The organism is Tabrizicola sp. YIM 78059, assembly GCF_004959785.1.
Lineage (GTDB): Bacteria > Pseudomonadota > Alphaproteobacteria > Rhodobacterales > Rhodobacteraceae > Tabrizicola > Tabrizicola caldifontis.
Map to the genome: position 1 here is coordinate 51,614 of NZ_SJZH01000001.1, position 20,131 is coordinate 71,744.

At 65.6% G+C, this 20,131-nt stretch carries 17 protein-coding genes; 11 read left to right on the forward strand and 6 right to left on the reverse strand.

What is annotated here, in order from left to right:
* The first annotated feature begins 209 nt into the window (after positions 1–209).
* From EZM81_RS00245 to EZM81_RS00280, 8 genes are all read left to right on the forward strand, one after another.
* Positions 210–1,451, forward strand: coding sequence for a lytic murein transglycosylase (locus tag EZM81_RS00245; RefSeq protein ID WP_136644363.1), 1,242 nt, complete (start codon positions 210–212; stop codon positions 1,449–1,451).
* 250 nt (positions 1,452–1,701) lie between these two features.
* Complete coding sequence (gene ctaA / locus EZM81_RS00250) at positions 1,702–2,871, forward strand: heme A synthase (RefSeq protein ID WP_136644364.1); 1,170 nt, start codon at positions 1,702–1,704, stop codon at positions 2,869–2,871.
* Positions 2,868–4,337: a carboxypeptidase M32 gene (locus EZM81_RS00255; protein ID WP_136644365.1), complete on the forward strand. Its 1,470-nt coding sequence runs from the start codon at positions 2,868–2,870 to the stop codon at positions 4,335–4,337. The genes ctaA and EZM81_RS00255 overlap by 4 nt, the downstream gene beginning before the upstream one ends.
* Positions 4,338–4,430: 93 nt before the next feature.
* Positions 4,431–4,814 (forward strand): winged helix-turn-helix domain-containing protein, encoded by a 384-nt coding sequence (locus EZM81_RS00260; RefSeq protein ID WP_136644366.1) that lies wholly within the window; start codon positions 4,431–4,433, stop codon positions 4,812–4,814.
* Between the two features lie 54 nt (positions 4,815–4,868).
* Positions 4,869–5,663, forward strand: a complete 795-nt coding sequence (gene modA / locus EZM81_RS00265) for a molybdate ABC transporter substrate-binding protein (protein ID WP_248298084.1) — start codon at positions 4,869–4,871, stop codon at positions 5,661–5,663.
* Between the two features lie 2 nt (positions 5,664–5,665).
* A complete protein-coding gene (modB, locus tag EZM81_RS00270; RefSeq protein ID WP_135447382.1) occupies positions 5,666–6,334 on the forward strand; it encodes a molybdate ABC transporter permease subunit in 669 nt (222 codons plus the stop codon).
* Positions 6,331–7,419, forward strand: coding sequence for a molybdenum ABC transporter ATP-binding protein (gene modC / locus EZM81_RS00275; protein ID WP_136644367.1), 1,089 nt, complete (start codon positions 6,331–6,333; stop codon positions 7,417–7,419). Before modB ends, modC begins: the two co-directional genes overlap by 4 nt.
* Before the next feature lie 194 nt (positions 7,420–7,613).
* Complete coding sequence (locus EZM81_RS00280; RefSeq protein WP_136644368.1) at positions 7,614–8,501, forward strand: endonuclease/exonuclease/phosphatase family protein; 888 nt, start codon at positions 7,614–7,616, stop codon at positions 8,499–8,501.
* Between the two features lie 144 nt (positions 8,502–8,645).
* On the opposite strand, the gene dddP is transcribed toward EZM81_RS00280, so the two are convergent.
* On the reverse strand, positions 8,646–10,013 hold the full coding sequence (gene dddP / locus EZM81_RS00285) for a dimethylsulfonioproprionate lyase DddP (protein WP_136644369.1): 1,368 nt from the start codon (positions 10,011–10,013) through the stop codon (positions 8,646–8,648).
* Positions 10,014–10,149: 136 nt separating this feature from the next.
* Here dddP and EZM81_RS00290 point away from each other — a divergent pair, with 136 nt between their 5' ends.
* Together EZM81_RS00290 and EZM81_RS00295 are read left to right on the forward strand one after the other, a co-directional pair.
* Complete coding sequence (locus EZM81_RS00290; protein ID WP_135447481.1) at positions 10,150–10,935, forward strand: DUF3445 domain-containing protein; 786 nt, start codon at positions 10,150–10,152, stop codon at positions 10,933–10,935.
* 10 nt (positions 10,936–10,945) lie between these two features.
* On the forward strand, positions 10,946–11,821 hold the full coding sequence (locus EZM81_RS00295; RefSeq protein WP_169052263.1) for an alpha/beta hydrolase: 876 nt from the start codon (positions 10,946–10,948) through the stop codon (positions 11,819–11,821).
* 219 nt (positions 11,822–12,040) lie between these two features.
* Here EZM81_RS00295 and glnA read toward each other — a convergent pair whose 3' ends face one another.
* Together glnA and EZM81_RS00305 are read right to left on the reverse strand one after the other, a co-directional pair.
* Entirely contained in the window at positions 12,041–13,450 is a 1,410-nt protein-coding gene (gene glnA, locus EZM81_RS00300) for a type I glutamate--ammonia ligase (RefSeq protein ID WP_135447372.1), read from the reverse strand.
* A 54-nt stretch (positions 13,451–13,504) separates the two neighbouring features.
* The gene (locus EZM81_RS00305) at positions 13,505–13,843 is read right to left on the reverse strand and encodes a P-II family nitrogen regulator (RefSeq protein WP_135447370.1); all 339 of its coding nucleotides are present in this window, start codon (positions 13,841–13,843) and stop codon (positions 13,505–13,507) included.
* Positions 13,844–14,012: 169 nt separating this feature from the next.
* Between EZM81_RS00305 and EZM81_RS00310 the strand changes: the two genes are divergently transcribed.
* Complete coding sequence (locus EZM81_RS00310; RefSeq protein ID WP_136644371.1) at positions 14,013–15,584, forward strand: NAD(P)H-hydrate dehydratase; 1,572 nt, start codon at positions 14,013–14,015, stop codon at positions 15,582–15,584.
* Positions 15,585–15,614: 30 nt separating this feature from the next.
* On the opposite strand, the gene EZM81_RS00315 is transcribed toward EZM81_RS00310, so the two are convergent.
* From EZM81_RS00315 to EZM81_RS00325, 3 genes are all read right to left on the reverse strand, one after another.
* Positions 15,615–16,733, reverse strand: coding sequence for a serine/threonine-protein kinase (locus tag EZM81_RS00315; protein ID WP_136644372.1), 1,119 nt, complete (start codon positions 16,731–16,733; stop codon positions 15,615–15,617).
* A gap of 469 nt (positions 16,734–17,202) precedes the next feature.
* A complete protein-coding gene (locus tag EZM81_RS00320) occupies positions 17,203–18,762 on the reverse strand; it encodes a CRTAC1 family protein (protein ID WP_136644373.1) in 1,560 nt (519 codons plus the stop codon).
* Complete coding sequence (locus tag EZM81_RS00325; RefSeq protein ID WP_211195369.1) at positions 18,762–20,099, reverse strand: vanadium-dependent haloperoxidase; 1,338 nt, start codon at positions 20,097–20,099, stop codon at positions 18,762–18,764. The genes EZM81_RS00320 and EZM81_RS00325 overlap by 1 nt, the downstream gene beginning before the upstream one ends.
* Positions 20,100–20,131: the final 32 nt, after the last annotated feature.

Genomic DNA, 20,131 nt, shown 5'->3' on the forward strand with positions numbered 1-20,131 from the left:
GTCGCGTTCCGTCGCACCAACCTTGCCGATCTCGTTATCGAGGCATTTCGCTCCAGTGCAACCCGGGTGATTAGCCTCTTCTCGGGCCCTTCCGGCTTCGATTGGGGGGCGCAAGCCCGCCGCCCTTGCTTCGAAGGACTTGGCCGGGGACACGGGGGCTGCTTATCATCGCCGCAGGAAAACAGAAACCAGGCAAGAGGCAGAAGGGCATGGATAAACTGACAAGACGCGGCCTGGTTCTGGCCGGTGTGGCGGCGCTTGCGGCGGGATGCGTGCCTTCGCGGCGGGAAGCCGGTGGCGGCTACCAGATGCCGGACCCCGCCCCGAGGCCCGTGCCGAATGCCGGATGGGATGCCTGGGTGGCCGGCTTCAAGGGGCGGGCCGCGGCGCGCGGCATCTCGCAAGGAACGATCGACGCGGCCTTTCGCGGGGCCGGGTTCCTGCCCGAAGTGGTCGAACGCGACCGCAACCAGACCGAGTTCCGCCGCACGCTAGAGGATTATCTGAACATTGCCGCCTCGGAGGAGCGGGTCAGCTTGGGCCGCCAGAAGTTCGCGCAGTATCGGGGAACATTGCAGGCCATCGAGGCGCGCTATGGTGTGGAATCCCATGTCGTCGCGGCGGTATGGGGACTGGAAAGCTTCTACGGCACGCGACGGGGGAACGTTCCGGTCATCTCGGCTCTTTCGACGCTGGCCTACGACGGACGGCGCGGAGAGTTCTTCGAGACGCAGCTCGTCGCGGCGCTGCGTATTCTGCAGTCTGGGGATGTGGCGCCCTCGGCGATGACAGGCAGCTGGGCGGGAGCGATGGGCCATACGCAGTTCATCCCGACCAGCTATCTGGAATTCGCGGTCGATTTCAACGGCGACGGGCGTCGCGACATCTGGAGCGAGGATCCTACCGATGCCTTGGCATCGACCGCGGCATATCTGAAACGCTCGGGCTGGACACCGGGCCTGCCCTGGGGGATGGAGGTGACGCTTCCGCCGGGCTTCGACACCGGGCTTCTGGGGCGCGGCAAGGGCAGGTCCGCGGCAGAGTGGCAGGGGCTGGGCGTGCGCCCCGTCGGCCCGGTGCCGTTGGCGGGTGGCTCGATCATCGCTGGCGGAAATACAGGGGGGGCGCCCCATTTCCTGCTGACGCAGAACTTTGCCACGATCCTGCGCTACAACAATGCGCAGAACTATGCCATCGGCGTCGGGCATCTGTCGGACCGCATCCTGGGGCGGGGGCCGGTGCAGGCGAGTTTCGGTCCGGATGCGACCGGTCTGACCCAGGCCGACCGGCAGGAATTGCAGCGGCTTCTGACTGCGCGCGGGTTCGACACCGGGGGGACGGATGGCGTGATCGGGGCCCGGACCCGCGCCGCAATCAGCGCGTTTCAGGCCAGTGTCGGCCTGCCCGTGACCGGTGAGCCTTCGCCTGATCTGCTGCGTCGCCTGCGATGAGGCCTCATCGGGCCGCAAGCTGGGGATGATCCGGCCCGACGCTTTGTGCCGCCGTTGAAGGCGGGGGGGTCACACCCCAGCACCCCCCCCCCCGTAGGATATTTCTGCAGAGAGGAAGGACCATTCTTGCCCTCTGGTTGCGCTGCCGGAGGCCGGCGCTTGCCCGGTCACGCGGTGAGGAGCATTGCCGCAGGGCCTTGAAGGCCCCGGGGTGCGGGCCTAGTGTCCGCCGCAGAACGAGGGGGTAGCGATGGCCGGAAAGCGCAGCATCTTCGAAGAGGTCGGCGAGGGGCAGAAGCCTGCTGCGATGCCCGCAAGCGGCGTGATCGATGCCAGGCCGAAGGGCGCGCGGGCCGGGGTGCGGCTGTGGCTGATCGCGCTGTTCCTGCTGGTTGCCACAATGATCGCGGTCGGCGGGATGACGCGGCTGACCGACAGCGGCCTGTCGATCACCGAATGGCGCCCGGTCACCGGTGCAATTCCGCCGCTGAACGAGGCAGCCTGGCTGGTCGAGTTCGAGAAATACCGGCAGATCCCGCAGTATCAGCTGGTGAACAAGGGAATGAGCCTTGAGGAGTTCAAGACCATCTATTGGTGGGAATGGGGGCATCGGCAGCTGGGGCGGCTGATCGGCCTGGTCTGGGCGCTGGGCTTCCTTGGCTTTGCCCTTGCCCGGCGGGTGCCGCCGGGCTGGTCGGGGCGGCTGTGGCTGCTGGGCGGCCTCGGCGGGTTGCAGGGCGCGATCGGCTGGTGGATGGTGTCGTCGGGCCTGACCGGAGAGATGGTCTCGGTTGCCTCTTACCGGCTGGCCACGCATCTTGGGCTGGCCTTCGTGATCCTGGGGGTCCTGGCCTGGTATGTCTTTCTGCTGGGCCGGTCCGAGGCAGAGCTTATGACGGCGCGGCGGGGGCGCGAGGTGAAGCTCTTCGGCCTTGCTACCGGGCTGATGCATTTCGCCTTCCTGCAGATCGTTCTGGGGGCGCTGGTGGCGGGTATCGATGCTGGCCGGGCCTTTCCGACCTGGCCCCTGATGAACGGCCAGTTCTTTCCCGCAGACGCTTTCTATGTGCCCGACGGGCAGGGGGGCAGCCTGCCAATGTGGCATGCGTTCTTTGAAAATCCCGGCCTCGTGCAGTTCATTCATCGCATGTCGGGCTATCTGCTGTTCGGCTTTGGGGTTGTGGTCTGGCTGAAGGGGCGCAAGTCCGGCTATCGGGCGACGCGCGCGGCCTTCGATCAGGTGATGGCGATGCTTGTGGTGCAGATGGCCCTGGGCATTGCCACCGTGCTGACCGTGGCGCATGTGCACGTAGCGATCACCCACCAGATCGGGGCCGTGATCCTCTGGGTGCTGATCCTGCGGGCCAGGCATCTTTCGCAATACCCCGTGGCGGGTTCGATCCGGGAAGGGACAGCATGACAGCCTATGACGAACTGATGGCGTTCCAGCGTCAGACCGAGGCGCTGGCGCAGGTGGCCGGCCGGCTGGGCTGGGACCAGGAAACGATGATGCCCGAGGGCGCCGCCGCACAGCGGGCCGAGGAGATCGGCGCGCTGGAGGCCGTCCTGCATGCCCGCCGGACCGACCCGCGGATCGGCGACTGGCTGGCTGCGGCGGAAGCGCCCGATGCCGTGGCTCGGGCGCAGCTGCGGCAGATCCGGCGCAGCTATGCGCGGGCGATGAAGGTGCCGGCCCGACTGGCCGAGGAGATCGCGGCCACCACCTCGCTGGCGCAGGGGATCTGGGCCGAGTGCCGGTCCCGTGACGATGTGGCAGGCTTCCTTCCGACGCTGCGCAAGGTGGTAGAGCTGAAGCGGGCAGAGGGCGCGGCGCTGGCCGCAGGGGGCGACCCCTACGATGCGCTGGTGGACGACTACGAGCCCGGCATGACCGGCGCGGCCATCGCGTCGATGTTCAATGCGATGCGACCGCGGCTGGTCTCCCTGCGGGAGAAGGTGCTGGGCGCCGAAGCGCCGCACGGCCTTGTCGGGACTTTCGGTCATGATGACCAGCTGGCCTTGGCGCGCGAGTTGGCCACGGCCTTCGGCTATGACTGGTCGCGCGGGCGCATCGACCTGGCGGTGCACCCATTCAGTTCGGGCTCGGGCCACGATGTTCGGATCACGACGCGGGTCAGCGAGACCGATCCGTTCAACTGCTTCTATTCCACGATCCACGAGGTCGGCCATGCTGCCTACGAACAGGGGATCGACCCGGCCTATGCGCTGACGCCGATCGGGCAGGGCGTCTCGATGGGCGTGCATGAAAGCCAGAGCAGGTCTTACGAGAACCAGCTGGGTCGCAGCCGAGCCTTCACCGGCTGGCTGTTCGGGCAGATGCGCGAAATCTTCGGCGATTTCGGCATCGCGGATGAGGATGCCTTCTATCGGGCCGTGAACCGGGTGCATCCGGGCTACATCCGCACCGAGGCCGACGAGGTCCACTACAACCTGCACATCATGATGCGCTTCGATCTGGAACGCGCGCTGATCCGCGGCGATCTGGACGTGGCTGATCTGGAGGCCGCCTGGAACGACCGCTTCCGCGCCGATTTCGGGGTGGCGGTGGACCGTCCCGCGAACGGGATGCTGCAGGACGTGCACTGGTCCTGCGGGCTGTTCGGCTACTTCCCGACCTACACGCTGGGCAATGTCTATGCCGGCTGCCTTGTCAAGGCGCTGCGCGCAGAGGTAGCGGGGCTGGACGCGATGATGGCCAAGGGCGACGTCTCGGCGGCGACGGGCTGGCTGCGCGACCGGCTGCAACGACATGGTGCGCTTTACGAACCGCGCGAGGTGGTGCAGCGGGCCTGCGGGTTCGAGCCAAGCGAGGGGCCGCTGCTTGACTATCTCGAGGCCAAGTTCGGCGAGATCTACGGGGTCTGACGCAGGCTTTCCGGGGCACTTTCCCTTATCCGATGGCCCATGCATCGGTGACTTGAGGCTTGCCTTTGCAGGCGGGACTGGCATGGATAGGCCATGTGTAGCGCCACCTTGCATCCGACACTGAGCATCCGCATCCGCTTTGGCGCCACAGGGATGATCGGGCCGGGCAAGGCTGAGCTTCTGGATCGCATTTCGGCAACCGGGTCCATCGCCGCTGCCGCGCGCGAGATGGGGATGAGCTACAAGCGAGCGTGGACGCTGATCGAGACGCTGAATGGCATGTTTGACAGGCCGCTTGTTGAATCCACGCGGGGCGGGACAGGCAAGGGTGGCGCGGTGCTCACCGATCTCGGTCAGGCGGTCTTGGCCGAATACCGCGCGGTAGAGAAGGCGGCGCGCGACCACGCCGTGCAACACCTGGTCCGACTTCACGGTTGGCTGCGCGAACCCGAAGGAAAGATGCGACCAGAGGATTGACGCGCGCGCGGACCTGAGGCGATATGTTTCCCGAAACATATCGGAGGTGCCCCCGTGATCCGTCGTCGCGTTGCAATTGCCCTGGGCCTTGTTGCATCCCTCTATGTCTGTCTGCCGCTCTCCCTGCCGGCTGCCGCCGAAGAGCCCCCGGTCATAGCAGCAGCGGCAGATCTGCAATTTGCCGCGACCGAGATCGCCGCCGCCTTTGCCGCCGAGACCGGGAAAGAGGTGAAGCTGTCCTTCGGCTCGACCGGCAACTTCGCCACCCAGATCCGCGAAGGCGCGCCGTTCCAGATGTTCATGGCCGCCGACCAGAAGTTCATCGCCGACCTTCATGCCGAGGGGCTGACCCGCGATGAGGGCACACTTTACGCCGAAGGCCGCATCGTTCTGATGGCGCCGCATGGCTCGGCACTGAAGCCGGACGAGGCGCTGGACAATCTCGCTGCGCTGATCGAGGAAGGTAAGCTGACGAAATTCGCCATCGCAAACCCCGAACATGCCCCTTATGGCCTGCGCGCGATGGAGGCCTTGCAGCATCGCGGCCTGTGGGAGAAGATTCAGCCTTACCTCGTTCTGGGCGAAAACGTCAGCCAGACTGCGCAGTTCGCGCTTTCCGGCAATGCCGAGGGTGGGATCATCGCTCTTTCTCTCGCGCGTGCCCCCGAAGTTGCTGCCAGGGGCGAGTTCGCGCTGATCTCGCACGACTGGCACGAACCGCTGTTGCAGCGCATGGTTCTGTTGAACAACGCGGGCCCCGTGGCCGAGGAGTTCTATGCCTACATCCAGTCGCCCAAGGCGCGCGAGATCATGGTGAAATACGGCTTTGTTCTGCCAGACGAGGGCTGACCTTGGACTGGACTGCCCTTACCCTTTCGCTGGAACTGGCCGCCTGGACGGTGGCGATCCTTCTGCCGGTCTCGGTCCTGGCAGGCCGCTGGCTGGCCTATGGCCGGTTCAGGGCCAAGGGCGCGGTCGAGGCGCTGGTGATGCTGCCCCTGGTGCTGCCGCCCACGGTGTTCGGCTTCTACCTGCTGGTGGCCTTCGGGCGGAACTCTCCGGTCGGGGCCTTCTGGCAGGAAACCTTCGGACACCAGCTCGTGTTTACCTTCGAGGGGCTGGTGGTCGCCTCGGTCATCTTCAACCTGCCCTTCGCGATCCAGCCCGCCCAGCGCGGGTTCGAGGCCATCGCGGTGGAACTGCGTGAGGCGGCGGCGACCTGCGGCATGTCGCCGTGGCGCAGCTTGTGGAAGGTCGAACTGCCACTTGCCTGGCCGGGGCTGATGACGGCGATGGTGCTGACCTTTGCCCATACGCTTGGCGAATTCGGCATCGTGCTGATGGTCGGAGGGTCCATCCCTGGCGAGACCAAGACCATCGCCATCGCCATCTACGACCGGGTGCAGGGCTTCGACATGCGCGGTGCCGGCATCATGTCGGCGGCGCTGGTCGCCATCTCCTTCACCGCCATCGCCATCACCTACTGGCTTTCGGCCCGCATCGGGCGGAGGCTGGCGTGACGCTCTCCGTGGCGCTTCAGGCCAAGGCGCCTATCCCGCTGGACGTGGCCTTCTCGGTCGCGCCGGGGGAACTTCTGGCGCTTGTCGGCCATTCCGGGTCGGGCAAGACCACGATCCTGCGCAGCATCGCCGGGCTGTGGCGACCCGCGACCGCCCGGGTCGCGGTGGATGGCGAGGTCTGGCTCGACACCGGATCCGGCATCGCCCTGCCCACGCATCGCCGGCATGTCGGTGTGGTGTTCCAGAACTACGCGCTTTTCCCGCACATGACGGCGGCGCAGAACGTGGCAGCCGCCATGGACCGCCCCGACCCTTCCGAAGCCGCGCGGCTTCTGGACCTCGTGAACCTCCACGGCCTGTCCGACCGCAAGCCCGCCCAGCTTTCGGGTGGCCAGCAGCAACGGGTGGCTTTGGCCCGGGCGCTGGCGCGGAAACCGGCGGCGCTTCTTCTGGACGAACCCTTCTCGGCGGTGGACCGGGCCACGCGGGAACGGCTGCATGCCGAAATCCTTGCCCTGCGCGCCCATCTGAAGATGCCGGTGGTGCTGGTCACCCACGACATGAACGAGGCGCAGCTTCTGGCCGACCGGATGCTGGTGATCGAGAAGGGCAGCGTCGTGCGCGAAGGCACCACCGCCGCCGTGATGGCCGACCCCGACGCCCTGCGCGCCATGGGCATCCGCGAGGTCGCGGCCCTGCTGCCCGCCATCGTGGCCGGCGAGGAGGAGGACGGCCTGACCCGTCTGACCACCGCCACCGGGCCGCTGTTCCTGCCGGGCATCGGCAGTCCGCCCGGTACGCGGCTGCGGGTGCGGATCATGGCGCATGAGGTGATCCTGTCCCGAACCAGGCCCGAGGGGCTGTCGGCGCAGAACATCCTGCCCTGCACCGTCACGACGATCCGCCCCGGCGACGGACCGGGCGTCATGGTCCACTTGGCCGTGGGGGCGGACGAGATCCTGGCGCGCATCACCCGCCGCGCCGCTGCGCAACTGGCCCTGCAGCCGGGTGATGCGGCCCACGCGGTTCTGAAATCCCTGTCCGTCGCGCGCGACCACATCGCCGCCGAACGTGGTCGGGGCTGAGCCGGCATTGGGCCCTGTCTGCCACAGCCTTGTGGCAGACAGGCCGTCGGGGTGTTGACGATCCGCTGTCCCAGGCCATAGGCGACTAAGCCGCGTCTGGCGCGCAGCGCGACCGGTGCCGGGTATCAGGTTTCCGGGCGACCGGGCTGAACGAAGATGGCCAGACGGCAAGACAAGGCCATGAGAGCTTGAACATGGAAGACGAAGAGCATCCGATCCTGAATGCCTTGCTGCGGGCGGGCCTGGTTCTGTCGCTTCTTGCGCTGATTGGCGGGTTCCTGGGCGGGCTGCATCCCCTTGGCGATTCGCTTTCGGTGGGGCGGGCCCATGCGGCCGGGGCGCTGGTCCTTTTCGCGCTGCTGGCGATCTGGGCGGGTCAGCGCCACACGGCCTTCGGGGCGCTTCTGGTGGGTCTGCTTGTCGGGGGGCAGGTTGCCCTGGTCTATCTGTGGCCTGGGCCGCCGGGGCGCTTCCTGCTGTATCAGAAGAACCTTCGCTACGATAACGCCCGGCTTGTGGAACTGGAGGCCGACATTCGCGCCGCCGAGCCGCTGGCAGTCACGCTTCAGGAAGTTTCCGCTCCGAACCTGTCGCTTCTGTCGTCTCTTGCGGATGTCTATCCGCATCAGCACCACTGCCCGGGGCGCGCGGTCGGGGGGCAGGCCATCCTGACCCGGCTGACACCGGTCGCGGGCAGCGGCACCTGCGCCAGGGGCCTTGCCGCAGTGCAGGTGGAATGGCAGGACCACAGGATCTGGCTTGTGTCGCTGCATCTGCAGTGGCCCTGGCCCTATGCCCAGGCCGAACATGTGGCCGAAATCCTGCCGGTCCTGCGCGGGCTGGATGGGCCGGTGCTGCTGGCCGGCGATTTCAATATGGTGCGATGGGCACACTCGGTCGAAGCGCTGGCCGAGGCGGCGCGCGTGATTCCGGCCAGCCCGACGCGCGGAACCTTTCTGGGCTTCGACCCGGTGCTGCGTCTGCCGATTGATCACGCCTTTGCACCCGCGGGCGGGCGGATCACGTTGCGGCCTGCGCTCGGGTCCGACCATCTGGGGATTCTGGCGCAACTGGAGCCCTGAGCATCGGTCGCAGTCCCTCGCCGCCGCGTCACCGTGGCCTTGGTCGCATGCTGCCGATCGCCGGTGGCTTCCGCACGCCCTGCTGGCGTCGGCTTAGCGCAAGGACAAGGTAATGCAAGCGGGAACCCGCCGGGCCAGATACGGCTAATGGCGTCTGTCGCGTTTGATCCCGGCCTGGCCCATAAGCCGCGGATCGAAGGGATAGGTGGTCAGCGTTTCGCAGCCCGTTTCGGTGATCAGCACCTGATCCTCAAGCTTGATCGAGAAGTCGCCCCCTTCGGGCGAGACAAGCGCCTCGACACACAGCACCATGCCGGGTTCCAGCGCGGCATCGAATGCGCCGGGGATCCAGCCGTCGGGGTAATGCACATAGGGCCATTCGTCGCAAAGCCCGACCCCGTGCATCTTGCAGGAATATTTCTGCGCCCAGTATTCCGGGGCAAGCTGGTGGCCCTGCATCACCAGCTCCTCGATCGTGACGCCCGGTTTCAGCCGCGCCTTGTGGTCGGCGATATGGTCCAGTGCATGGTGGAAGGCCGAGACCATCGCGTTCGATGGCCGAGCGTCGCCCACCCACCAGGTCCGGCTGATGTCGATGCAGAATCCATAACAGCCGATCAGGTCGGTGTCGAAGGCCACGATCTCGTTTTCCTGCACGATCCGCGGCCCGCATTCCTGGAACCAGGGGTTGGTCCGGGGCCCCGAGGCAAGAAGCCGCGTCTCGATCCATTCGCCCCCGCGCCGGATGTTGGCGGCATGCAGTTCCGCCCAGATCGCATCTTCGCTGACATTGCCCTTTGGCACGTTTTCCCGCGCGAAGGCCTCCATCTCGGCGACCGCGGCCTCGCAGGCGTGATGGGCGCAGCGCATGGCCAGGATCTCGTCCGGCGTCTTGACCGCGCGGACCCGTTCCGTCACCTCCTCGCCTTCCTCGACGGTGAAGCCCGCGGCCTCCAGCGCGCGCAGGCCGTGGACCATGATCTTGTCCACCGCGAGCCGCCGGTTGGTGCCCGCGTGTTCCCGCATCACCTCATCGACCTGCGCGGCAAAGCCCTTTGCCGCCTCCATCCCTCGGTCGCCGGTCGAGTTGTAGAAGAAGGTCGCGCCAGAGCGAATCTCCTTCACCAAGGGGTTGAAGGTCACGAGGAAGGGCGAGTTCTTGTATTCCCACATCACCATGTGGCCGTCGGCGCAGATCAGGCAGGCGCGGAACGGGTTGTGGGTGTTCCAGAGCTGCATGTTCGTCGTGTCGGTCGCATAGCGGATGTTCAGCGGGTCGAACATCAGCAGGCCCCCGTAATCCCGCGCCACGATCCCCGCGACCAGCCTTTGCCAGCGGTCGTGCCGCATCCGCCCCAGATCGGGAAGGCGCAGCCCTGCTGCCTCCCATTCCCGGAAGGCCAGTTGCGTCGGCCCGATCTCCACCCGGTCGTTGTCGTTGGGCGTCCCGTCCCCCAGCCGCGGCCCGCGCGAGGGGTCAATCTTCCGGCGGTCGCGGTGATAGTCGGTCATGCGGGCCTTCTCCCTGTTCGGGCAAGCATGCCGCCTTGGTCGAATCCGGCCTTGGCCAGCAGCGACGCCCCTGGTCGCAAACGTGTTGGTTGCAGCCGCGCGTGCGGCGTGGTCAAAGACAGCCATGGTCAATCCGATGCAAGACGCGCCGATCCTTCAGGACCGGCTTCCGCTACACCCATGGGCCGACCCGGTGACGCGGCGCCTGCCTGGCATCCAGCCGGTGCAGGGTCGCGACTGGTTGCGTGTTGACGAGGCCTATGCCGCCCAGATGGCGCTGCGTGACCGTCTGATCGCGGCGCAGCCCCAGGTCGTCCACGCCCTGCTGCCCGAAGCACGTCCGGCCGCGGACGAGCTTTACGTCACCGTGCTTGACTGGCTGCGCGGTGAACCGGGCTTTTCCGTGACCGACCACAGCGTTACCCGCCCCGATGGCGAGACGGTCGCCCTGGATGCGACTGAACCGCTGCTGACACTTGGGCGTCTGGTCCAGCAGGATCTTTGCTTGATGGAGGCGCAGGGCGACGAATACAGCCTGACGGGGGCGATCCTGTGTTTCCCCGCAAGCTGGACGCTGGCGCAGAAGATCGGCCGTCCCATGACCGGCATCCACGGCCCGGTGAAGATCTATGATGCCCAGCTTGCCGCCCGCGTTCATCGCCTGCTCAGCGCAATCCGGCCAGAGCAGCCGCTCTGGCGGATGAACTTCTTCACCTACGACGATTTCATGTTGCACCACCCGCGAGTGGAAGGCGACTGGCGACGGCAGCCCACCGGGCAATCCTATGTCCGCTGCGAACGTCAGACGCTTCTGCGCCTGCCGCAGACCCGGGCGGTACTGTTCGCCATTCACACGATTGTCGTCGATGCACGTCAGATCAGCGCCGAGGACTACGCGGCGTTGCGCGCGGCGCTGCACTGAAGGACAGGCAATGCCCGGACTGATCCGCAGAACCCTTCTGGTCGGTGGTGCCGCAGCGGCGGCCGGTGGCCTGGCCCTGTGGCGCTGGCGGCCGGAACGGGCAGCCGAGGTTGTCTATGGCCCCGACCCCAGCCAGGTCATGGACATCACCCGGCCGCGTGGAACGGCGCCTGTCCCCGTGCTGGTGATGATCCACGGCGGGGCCTTCCGCACGGGCGACAAGGCCGATCTGCCCGTCTGGCCCGAGTTTCTGGATTCCGGAATCGCTGTGGTGCGTGTCAATTATCGCCTTTCCGGCACCGCTCGCTGGCCTGCCCAGGGCGATGACTGCCTCGCCGCCGTTGTCCACTTGCAGCGTCATGGGGACCAACTGGGGATTGCGCCGTCCCGAATGGTGCTGCTGGGCCAGTCGGCGGGGGCGTTCCTGGCAGTCTCGACGGCGCTGAGCCTGGTCGAGGTGGGATTGCCGCCGAAAGGGGTGGTCAGTCTTTACGGGCCGATGGATTTTTCGACCATGGATCGTGACATGGCCACCTTGGGCCGAACGCCCGCCATGGGCTCCGCCGATGCAGCCGACAGCCCGGAAAGCCAGCTTCTGGGATATGCCGTGGGCGAAAACCGCCCCAAGGCGCGCGCGGCGGGGCCGATCGGGCGGCTCGACCGCCTGCGCGAGCCGCTGCCACCGCTGTTCATCCGGCACGGCGACGCAGATCCTCTGGTCGCCGACCTGCAATCGAAGCGCTTGCGCGAGGCCTGGATTGCCGCCGACCCGGATGCGCGCATCGACTACAGGCTTGTCCCCGGTGCCGGCCACGGTGGCAACCTGTTCGAGACCGATCCGGTGCGCGGCGAACTTGTTTCCTTCGTTCGCTCGGTGCTTGCCTGACTGGCCTCGGGGTCTTGCGGTCCTCTGGCCGGATCCGGCGAAGGTCTGGTGCCTTAGGTCATTCCGACCGCGCAGATTCCGGATCTGCTGCCTGCCGCACCATCTGGACGATGGGTCGGACGGGTTCGCCGAACCCATGCGGCACGGTGGCCAGCGTCCGCATGCCTGAATGAAGAAAGGGCGCCCGAAGGCGCCCCTTTGCCCCTGTGTCCGAAGGACTTAGCAGGAGTAGTACATCTGGTATTCGACCGGGTGGGGCGTATGCTCGTAGGCGTAAACCTCTTCCCATTTCAGCGCCATGTAGGCTTCCAGCTGGTCCTTGGTGAACACATCGCCCACCAGCAGGAAGTCATGATCGGCTTCCAGCGACTCCAGTGCCTCGCGCAGCGAACCGCAGACGGTCGGGATTTCGGCCAGTTCTTCCGGCGGCAAGTCATAAAGATCCTTGTCCGATGCCGGACCCGGGTCGATCTTGTTCTTGATGCCGTCCAGACCCGCCATCAACAGGGCCGAGAATGCCAGATAGGGGTTCGCCGACGGATCGGGGAAGCGGGCTTCCACACGCTTGGCCTTCGGGCTTTCGGTCCACGGAATACGGACGCAACCCGACCGGTTGCGGGCCGAATAGGCACGCAGCACCGGCGCCTCGAACCCGGGGATCAGCCGCTTGTAGCTGTTGGTCGAGGGGTTGGTCAGCGCGTTCAGGGCCTTGGCATGCTTCAGGATGCCGCCGATGAACCACAGGGCCTCCTGGGAAAGGTCGGCATACTTGTCGCCGGCGAAGAGCGGCTTGCCGCCCTTCCAGATCGACATGTTGACGTGCATGCCTGACCCGTTGTCACCCTTCATCGGCTTCGGCATGAAGGTCACGGTCTTGCCGTAGGCGTGCGCCACGTTGTGGATGACGTACTTGTACTTCTGGATGTTGTCGGCCTGCTCCACCAGCCCGCCGAAGATCATCCCCAGTTCGTGCTGGCAGGTCGCGACCTCGTGGTGGTGCTTGTCCACCTTCATGCCCATCCGCTTCATGGTCGAAAGCATTTCGCCACGGATGTCCTGGGCCTCGTCGATCGGATTGACCGGGAAATAGCCACCCTTGTGGCCCGCGCGGTGGCCGTAGTTGCCGCCTTCGGTCACGGTGTCGGTGTTCCACGCGGCGGCCTCGGCGTCGATCTCGTAGGCCACCTTGCGCGGCGTCACCGAATAGCGCACGTCGTCGAAGATGAAGAATTCGGCCTCGGGGCCGAAATAGGCCGCGTCACCGATGCCCGAGGATTTCAGGTAGGCTTCCGCCTTCAGCGCGGTCTGGCGTGGACAGCGGCTGTAGGCCTCGCCGGTGTCGGGCTCGACCACGTTGCAGTGCACGGCCATGGTCTTTTCGGCGTAGAACGGGTCGATATAGACCGAGGCCGCATCCGGGATCAGCTTCATGTCGGACTGGTCGATCGACTTCCAGCCCGCGATCGACGAGCCGTCGAACATGAAGCCTTCCTCGAAGAAATCCTCGTCCACCAGGTCCGCGACCAGCGTCACATGCTGGAGCTTGCCCTTAGGGTCGGTGAAGCGGATGTCGACGTATTCGACCTCCTCGTCCTTCATCAGTTTCAGAGCCTTGGCAACGGCGCTCATCTGACTGCCTTTCACGATTGAGTGGTTGATGGTTCAGGCCCTTGGGGGGCCGGTTCAGACTGCATCGTCGCCGGTTTCGCCCGTGCGGATGCGGATTGCTTGCTCGATGGGCGAGACGAAGATCTTGCCGTCGCCGATCTTGTCGGTGCGTGCCGCGGAAACGATCGCTTCGATGGCGGTGTCCACCATGTCGTCCGACAAGACCACCTCGATCTTCACCTTGGGAAGGAAGTCCACGACATATTCGGCACCGCGGTAAAGTTCGGTATGCCCCTTCTGACGACCGAAGCCCTTGACCTCGGTGACCGAAAGACCCTGGATGCCGGCTTCCTGAAGCGCCTCCTTCACTTCATCCAGCTTGAACGGCTTGATGATTGCTTCGATTTTCTTCATTGGGCAGGCTCCCCCCGCTTGCGTCTTGCCCCTCTGATCACTTCCCAGCACGGGGGGCAATGTGACAGGGTTGCCGCAAAGGGCAGGGGCGGGGAATTCCCGAATATCTGCTATTTTTTTGTGCAGAACGCCCTTCAGTTGGGCAGAGTGAAAACGGTATGCCGCGAAAATGACCGAACTTCTGACCGCAGCGCAGATGCGTGCCATCGAACAAACGGCAATCTCTGAGGGCGAGGTTACGGGCCTGGATCTGATGGAACGCGCCGGACGCGGCGTGGTCCAGGCGATTTTCGACGAATGGCCAGAACTGAAGGCCACCCCGCACCGGGCGGTGGTTCTGTGTGGACCGGGCAACAACGGTGGCGACGGTTTCGTTGTGGCGCGGCTGCTGCGCCAATGGGGCTGGGACGTGCGGGCATTCCTTTACGGCGATGCAGGGCGTCTGCCGCCAGACGCGCGCGCGAACCACGAAAGATGGAGGGCCCTGGGAAGCGTGGAGCCGCTTTCCGCGCTTGACCGGTCGGCCTTTACGGATGCTGCCGTGGTCATCGACGCGCTTTTCGGCACCGGTCTGTCGCGGCCGGTCGAGCAGGCGGTCTGGGCGGTTCTGGCGATGGCGCAGCAGGCAGGAGCGCGCCTCGTGGCGGTCGATATTCTAAGCGGTATTTGCGCCGACAGCGGAAGGATCATCAGCCTGGGCGGTTTCGTCGAGACCTCCGCCGCGCTGACTGTCACTTTCGAACGCGCCAAGCTGGGGCACGCGCTGGCGGATGGTGCCATGCTGTCCGGTCGCCTCTGCATCGTCCCGATCGGCCTGGAAGGGCAGATGAATGCGCTATGTGGCGGATCGCGCTCGGATGACATCGTGATGGTCGCGCAGGCGCCGATCCTGCGGCTGCGAAAGGCTCAGGGCCACAAATACACGCATGGACATGCCCTTGTCCTGTCTGGTCCCGCTGGCCGTGGCGGTGCTGCACGGCTTGCGGCGCGAGGTGCCCTGCGCATCGGGGCGGGCCTGGTGACAGTGGGTTGCCCGCCAGAGGCAAGCGCCGAGAACGCCGCGCGGCTGGATGCGGTGATGCTGCGAGAAGTGGCGGATGGCCCGGCCCTTGCCCGGACGCTTGAGGACGGAAGGATCAATGCACTTTGCCTGGGGCCGGGGATGGGCACCGGGGCGCGGGAGGCGGGGCTCGTGGCGGCGGCGTTGCAATGGCGGGCTTCGGACGGGCATTCGCAGCGCAGCCTGGTCCTGGATGCCGATGCCCTTACCATCCTTTCCCGAAACCCGGACCTTTTCGCCGCGCTGCACACCGGGTGCGTCCTCACCCCCCATTTCGGAGAATTCGCCCGGCTATTCCCCGATATTGCCGAAAGGCTGGCGGCCCCTGCTACCGAAGGGCCGGCCTATTCGAAGGTAGATGCCACGCGAGAGGCGGCACGACGCGCAGGGTGTGTGGTGCTTTTCAAGGGGCCTGATACGGTGATTGCCGAGCCCTCGGGGCGCTGTGCCGTGAGTCCCGCCTGTTTCGACAGGTCGGCACCCTGGCTGGCCACAGGCGGGTCGGGTGATGTGCTGGCCGGGTTCATCACCGGACTTCTGGCCCGGGGCTTGCTGCCGTTCGATGCCGCCTGCACGGGCGCCAGGCTGCATCTGGAATGCGCCCTGTCCTTCGGGCCTGGGCTGATCGCCGAGGATCTGCCAGAGACCTTGCCGAGCGTCTTGCGCTCACTTGGGGTCTGAATCAGCGCTCTGGCCCACAGACCGTTTCGATCAGGTCAGCAGCTTCCATGCCGCGACCAGCGCCATCAGGGCAAGGGCGATCCCCGCGCCAAGAAGATAGCCCTTGTTCGCTTCAAGAAAGCCGGGACGGCGCGCGGCTGCGATGTGCGCGGTGTCTGGCCGCGCCAACGGTTCGGGTGCGTGGGTAAACAGGCCCTTTTCACCCTGTTCTATCATGTCCAGCCATTCCTGGGCGCTTTGAAGCCGGTCGCGCGGCATCACGCGCATTGCCTTGTCGATCGATTCCAGAAAGCCGGCAGGATAGCCAGGGAAGCGGCCCGAAAGCGGCTGGCAGGGGTCGGACGAACCTTCCGCCACCATCGCCAGACGCCGCTGGCTTTCGGGCGCTGCCTTGCCACTGATCACATGGTAGAAGGTGGCACCCAGCGCATAAAGGTCGCTTGCCGGGCTTTGCTGCGCGCCCGACAGGTAGAATTCCTGCGGCGAATAGCCGTCCTTCACGACGCGTCGTCCTGTCAGCACCCGAGTGGCCCGCATGACCTGTTCGCTGGCCGCGCCAAAGTCGATCAGCACCGGGTTTCCGGTCTGGTCGATCAGGATGTTGTCGGGCGAGATGTCGCGATGCAGGATCCCCGCCTGGTGAATGAAATCGACCGCACTGAGTAACTTCTTCAACATCGCCACGGTTTCTTCCGGCGTGAAGGCCTGGTCGGTCGATTCCAGGATGTCGTGCAGATCCTTGCCGTTGATGAAATCGATTGCCATGTAGGCCGTGTCATTGTCCTCGAACACCTGATGCACGCCGACAATGTTCGGATGCACCAGGCGGGCAAGGCTGCGGGCCTCGTCGATGAAGCCCTGGACGAAGCCGCGGAAATCCCCCGAATGCTTGCGCGAGCGGGCGCGGACGATGCCGCCGGACCTTCGGCAGAGCGTGTTGGGGAAGCACTCCTTGATGACGACGGTGCGATCAAGCGAATCCTTGGCAAGATAGGTGATTCCGAAACCGCCAGAGTTCAGGAAGCCCAGAATTGTGTATTGACCATCCAGAAGCCTTGTGCCCGGTTTCAGATCGTCAGCAAAGACTTCCGGGCCGGCGTGATATCCGTCCGGGTCCAGGCTGGGGTCGATCCGTGTCGGGCCTTGCATCTTGTGTGGTCCGGTCTGCTTTATGTCCTGTCCGGCACTTGTAGCGAGAGCATCGTCCCGACGAACCAAGGGCAGTGCCCAGTGGGGACGTCTGCAATTGGCGATCAGGATACAGACCCGGCCGGTCCGCAGGAAACATGGCCTTGGCACTCCAATTGGCGCATCGCATTGCATCAGGGCGGCCGGATTTCGGCAGCGTCAGAGAGCAGAGCTTTTTCGATATCTGGTAACATTATGTATCATATGAATAATTCGTTCGACTGGCCTGTCTGCCCATACCGGGCGGCTTCGCTATTGCGTCTCGGATCGGCTCCGGCATTGTTGCCTGAAATCAACAGCCTCCGCCGAAAGCCCTGTTGTGGCGGCGGCAAGCAGCATGCGCCCCGAATATTCAGGGTTGCAGGGGTGGCATGAGTTCAATCTGCAAGGGTGCCGCGCAGGCCGCGCGTGATGTTCGCCCTGATTCGCGTCAGCCCGGCGTCCAAGGTCTGGCTCCTGTATCGGGGCCCAGGATGTGGAAGGTGCCGGCAGGAAGCGAATGCCAGTCGCCCGCCGTCCCGTCGGGCCAGATGACCCGCAATTCCGCCCGCTCTGCCGCGCCAAGACCGAAATGCAGCCAGCCGACAGAGCCCGAGACGTGCCCGCCCCCCGCGGCGATCTCGTGGCGCTCGACCGCAGCGCCACGACGGATTTCCACCACCGATCCGATGGCGTTGCGATTGGGTCCGGCCTGTTCCAGCCTGACCTGCACCCAGTTGCCGCCGGGTTCGCCGGTCTGACGCCAGACTTCGGCCGGGGTCCACCGGATGACCACCACCAGGTCCAGAAGGCCGTCGAGGTTCAGGTCCACGACCTGCGCCCCGCGCGCAACGGACATGCTGGCGATGCCTGCACGGTCCCCGGCTTCGACGAAGGTGCCGTCCCCGGCGGAAAGCAGCAGGTTGTTCGGGTCGCGCTCGGCAAAATCCGGCATCTTCGCGACGTTGCCCTTGGCCACGAAAATGTCCAGCTGCCCGTCGTTGTTCACGTCGGCGAACTGCGGATGCCAGGCTGTCGAGGGGCGCAGGTCGCCCCCGGTATAGGGCCGATGGGCCGTGACGCCAGAACGGAAGGCCAGATCGGCATAATCGGGTTTGCCCGAGGCCGGATCCTTCAGGAACTGCAACTTGTTGTCGGCCATCGAGGTCAGGTAGTAGTCTGGGTAGCCGTCCAGGTTCACATCCGCCGTGGCGATCCCCATTCCCCAGATGCGCAGACGCTTCCAGCCCTCGGCCTCGGTATAAAGGCGCGGCGGCAGGCCCGGGTCGAGGTGCCACAGCTGTTCCTGCCCGCCCTTGTAATATTCGCGGTCGTTCGAAACCCGCAGCGCCCACTGGCCCGAGCGGTTCCAGTCGGTGAAGATCATGGACAGCGCGCAGAAGGATGGGGTCAGCGCAATCGGCGGGGCAAAACGGGTGCCGTCAGGGCGATGCAGCCAGTTGTCGGTGCAGGATCCCCAGGGAAACGCCTCTTCGTAACGATCGACGTAGTTGCCGATGGCGATGGTCGGCCAGACCTGGCCCTTTTCCCAGATCGCGGCAAAGGCGGTGGACCAGGCATCGCCGCCATCAAAGCCCCAGGTCTCGGTCGCATCCTCGAACCGGCACTCGCCCAGCCCCCGCATCAGCCGGTTCGACCCGTGCCGCAGCACCACCAGGTCCATCATCCCGTCGCTGTCGATGTCCAGCGGATAGGCGCCCAGCACGGCATCCAGCGCGATGCTGTCCGTCTTTTCGAAAGTCAACGGACCGCCCTGCATGCTGCGGTTCCAATAAAGGCCCGAAGGCCCCGCGCCACCCGAAAGAAAGACTTCGGGAAAGCCGTCACCAGAGCAGTCGAAAGTGGCCACACCACCGCCCACCATGTATTCCCAATCGCCCTCGTAGATCGTGGTCAGGCCCGCTGTTGCGGTCTCGTCGGCGAAGACGGGAACGGATGGCTCGGCCAGGGCAGGGCCGGCAAGGACCACCAGGGCAATCGTGGTGCGCATCAGGCCTCGGTCTTCAGAGCGGCGGCATAGGCCCCCACGGCGCGGCCCTGATCCAGGCCGCGTTCGTTGCCGAAGCGGAAATGGATGCCGCCGTAAAGCCGGGACATTGCAGCCTCTTCTGCCGCCGCGGCAAAGGACGGGAAGCTGCGGACCGGCAGGCCTTCGTCCTCGTGCGTCGCGTCGTCGAAGGCGAACCCTTCGCCAAGAACCGAGGTCAGCACGGTCATTGCCGCCCCCGACTGCGTCGAATGGCCCGACGTGTATTCCGGGAACGGCGGGGTGATGAGAAAGGGTTCCCAGGAAGGGTCGATGTGGCGATTGATGTAGGTTACTGGCCGCAGCAGGTTGTACCTGAATTTCGTCGACCAGCACGAGATGAACGCATCCGCCTGCGCCACGCCCAGCTTGGCCAACGTGGCCGAGATCGCTTCTGCCGGCAGGCTGTCGCGGTCCGCGATCTGCAGCACGATCGAGATCCAGTGTCCGGCCGGTGTCGGTGTCAGCATCGGGTCGTCCGACCAGAACCGCGCGATCAGTTTCTGGTCCTGGGTCAGGTTGCGGCTGGTCTCGTAGACCTCTAGCGCGGCGTCGTGGAAGGCGGATCCCGGCGCTTCGTCGTAATCGGGGTGCGGCGGCGCATCGCAGGCGTCCGAGGATGGCAGGGCAAAAGGCCGGCAATTCGACCACCCGGGCAGAAGAGGCGCCTGTTGCAGACGGATCAGGTTCGTAGGCACCCAGTCCTGCGGGCGGGTGCCGGGGGTGTAATTCATGGGAAAGCCCATGTTCTCGATCACCGCGCCGCCGTCGGCGGCAGCCCATGCAAGGATCCGCTCAGCAATGGCTTCCCCGTGCGCGACACTGCGCGCCACCACCGCGCCGTCGATCCCCGTGCTTGCGGTCTCTCCCATCTTGCGGCCCATCGCCTGCATGGCGCGCAGGCCGGTCGGACCTGTGTTGGCGAACAGTTCGCCTACGACCGCCTGAAGCGCGCCATGCAAGACGCAAGCTTCGTCATGGACGCCGCTTGCGCGTGCGGGCAAGGGGGCAAGATCGCTGAGCTGGCCGGCAAGACTGCGCAGGGCAGGGTTGCCGGATGACAGCGCCTCGTGCGCGGTGATGCCGACATATGCGAAGGCGCGGGCCGCCACCGGGGGCACATAGGTAGCGGTATGGCGGACCAGTTCCAGAACAAGCTTGTGCCAGGTCAGCAGAACCTTGCGCGAGACATCTGCCCTGTCGGCCGCAAGGGCGGGCGGAACGCGCAGCAGGGCTGGCGCGGCAAGCGCAAGGCCAAGAACCTGACGGCGGTGCATCGGCATCGTGTCCTCCCGTGCCATGGGGCCTTTCTGTCATGCGCCAAAGTGTCGGG